This window comes from Planktotalea sp., assembly GCF_039984035.1.
Taxonomy (GTDB): domain Bacteria; phylum Pseudomonadota; class Alphaproteobacteria; order Rhodobacterales; family Rhodobacteraceae; genus Planktotalea.
The window spans coordinates 1-2,329 of record NZ_JBDWVM010000253.1 but is presented as its reverse complement, the minus strand read 5'-3'; the positions used below and the strand labels follow the sequence as shown (position 1 = coordinate 2,329).

Genomic DNA, 2,329 nt, shown 5'->3' with positions numbered 1-2,329 from the left:
AAGATCAACGCGGCCTTCCATCTTGTAGCCTACATCGATAATGGCTTGGCCCGCTTCGATTGCGATGACCTTACCTTTGACAACAGTTCCTTCATCGGGCGTGTCCATTTCGAAGCTTTCGTTCAAGAGTGCTTCAAACTCGTCCATTAGATTAGCCATGTGGCGTTTCATATCCTTTAACGTGTTTATACTGGCCGCGCGGTTGTCTCCGCCGGTCTTTGATTGCGATTTGGTCGGTTGGGTGGGATCACAGGAACGCAAGAAAAAGAGGGCTGGAAGCTCCAACCCTACTCAAACTCAAATGCATGCGATGTTGTTCACCGTCTCAACGCTCGCGCGTATAGCTGAGGATTCGGTTTTGAGCAAGGCCCTTCACAAGTCCCACAAGGCAATCGCCAGACCGCGGGGCAGGCGATCTAACCAGCGTTCTTAGCGTTATATCTCCTACTAAGCCCTAGCTCGATCTGGACTCAGCGTTCAATTGAAAACAATATTTTCTGAACAGTTCTGACCGTACAACGCGTGCGCTTCGATTGTTTGTACCTTGGTACATGTAAGAATAGTAACGACCAAATTCGCTTGACGTATTTTGTTTGTTGGCCATGACGCTTTCTTCAAGGTACTGTAATCTATCGAAAATATCATGAGGCAAAGCGTCCAGATGAAAAGCAAACTCTGAAATCATCGTATAGAAATTGGACTTCCTAAACCACATCGAATCAGGAGCAAGACCTAAACCGCTTGCGGTTGAAAGCGCGCCAAGTAGACGGTTTTTCTGTTCTATTGCGTTAGGATATTCCTCATTAAACTTCTCAATCATGGGTTCAACTTCTTTATCTTGCGAAAAGTAGCCACCAATCTCTAAAGTACTCAAAACAAGCAACACAAAATGCAGGTCACCCATACGAGAAAACTCAGATTCCTTAAACACTCCAAATACAGATATGTCGGTTTCATCCAGTATAGATTTTGCCACTTGAATAAATGAACCGTCGTAAATCGCGTTATGAATTTCCACTGTATCTAATTTAAATTTGGTCAAGTTTATGCGTCTAAAAATTTCTCGAATTGTGTCATCATCTATCTTTCCCAGATCGCGAATGACTACCTCATATGACAAAAATGACTTCTTTTGATCATCGCTCAGTTCAGAGTAAGACGAAACAAGGTTCAGAGGCTTCTCAAAGCGATCTTCGATATAGTTTCTTATCGTAGTAAGCCTCTGTTGACCGTCAATCACATTCCTAACAGTTTTCATAGCTTCAAGATCAATTTCACCAGCCGAAACATAAATTTCCGGGAATGGAAACCCTCTCAGTACTGTGTCCAAAAACTCTTCCTGATGTGGCTGTGTCCAAACAAATCTCCTTTGGAATTCCGGTGCCAAAACAAGCAATCCGTTAGAAATTTCATTATAAACAGTAGCGATCGTAGGGTTTGTTACTGAAGGGCGTATTTGCTTACTCATGCTGCTTGATCAACTCTTATGCTATTTCGCACGTTCTCTAAGGCGCGAATTGTATACGTTTCAAGGTGCTGTTGACTTCTAAAGACACCGGCAGACACCTTGTAGTTGCCAACTTCTGACCTACCATGAGATATCGAACCAAAAAAGTCGAACCAATCCTGCTTAAATTTCTTCATTGGAGCGACGTTCGGTATTTTGTCAGGTCGCATCCAACCAATCGCACAATACCTTAAGAATTTCACGTAGCTACTATATTGGTGACTATGAAGACTAATCATCGATGTGCGCATACTATGCTCCAACTCAGCCGCAGAACAGTAGACATTTTCCCACAAATTTTCGGAAACGATGGCCACATCAATATCTGAATCTAGTGAAAATTCGGTTCCTTTATGTGGGCTAAAACCTAGCTTCGCCGAACCAACAATAAACACTTCAGTGTGATGAATATTGAATTGTTGGCAAATTCGCTTTTTGAACTTGAACAGTTCTTCCTCTCGCGAATGAAATGCAAATGGCATTCCATGAATGACCGTTCGCTGGCAAAAATCTTGCAATTCGACATCACATGAAATTGCCGCAAGCTCGGATCGAAAATCTAATAAATTCATACTCGAAATTGCCCAATAAATACTAGAGTTGCAAACCTGCACGCTAAACACCCTAGCGTTGCGCCCCAATACTTCAATAGCAATCCTATGAACGATTGATCTTATTGAAGCCAAATGCACCCAGCACCGAACGTCCCTCTCACCAATCTTTAACCAACATCCCCCAAACTCCCCCACGGTTAACCACTGAACTCAGGATCATCGGCTCGCGCCCCCTCCGAGCGCCATCGATCTTGCGCAAATCGGCGGG

General features: G+C 43.6%; 3 protein-coding genes. All 3 read right to left on the bottom strand.

Features of this window, described 5'->3' with window-relative positions:
• Nucleotides 1-159 (bottom strand): S1 RNA-binding domain-containing protein (locus ABJQ89_RS11455; RefSeq protein WP_348496365.1); only part of this gene is annotated, 159 nt, incomplete at its 3' end.
• A 295-nt stretch (nucleotides 160-454) separates the two neighbouring features.
• Nucleotides 455-1,468 (bottom strand): DUF262 domain-containing protein, encoded by a 1,014-nt coding sequence (locus ABJQ89_RS11450; RefSeq protein ID WP_348496364.1) that lies wholly within the window; start codon nucleotides 1,466-1,468, stop codon nucleotides 455-457.
• Nucleotides 1,465-2,079 carry a hypothetical protein gene (locus ABJQ89_RS11445; protein WP_348496363.1) on the bottom strand — a complete coding sequence of 205 codons (615 nt, stop codon included), beginning with the start codon at nucleotides 2,077-2,079 and terminating at the stop codon, nucleotides 1,465-1,467. The genes ABJQ89_RS11450 and ABJQ89_RS11445 overlap by 4 nt, the downstream gene beginning before the upstream one ends.
• Nucleotides 2,080-2,329: the final 250 nt, after the last annotated feature.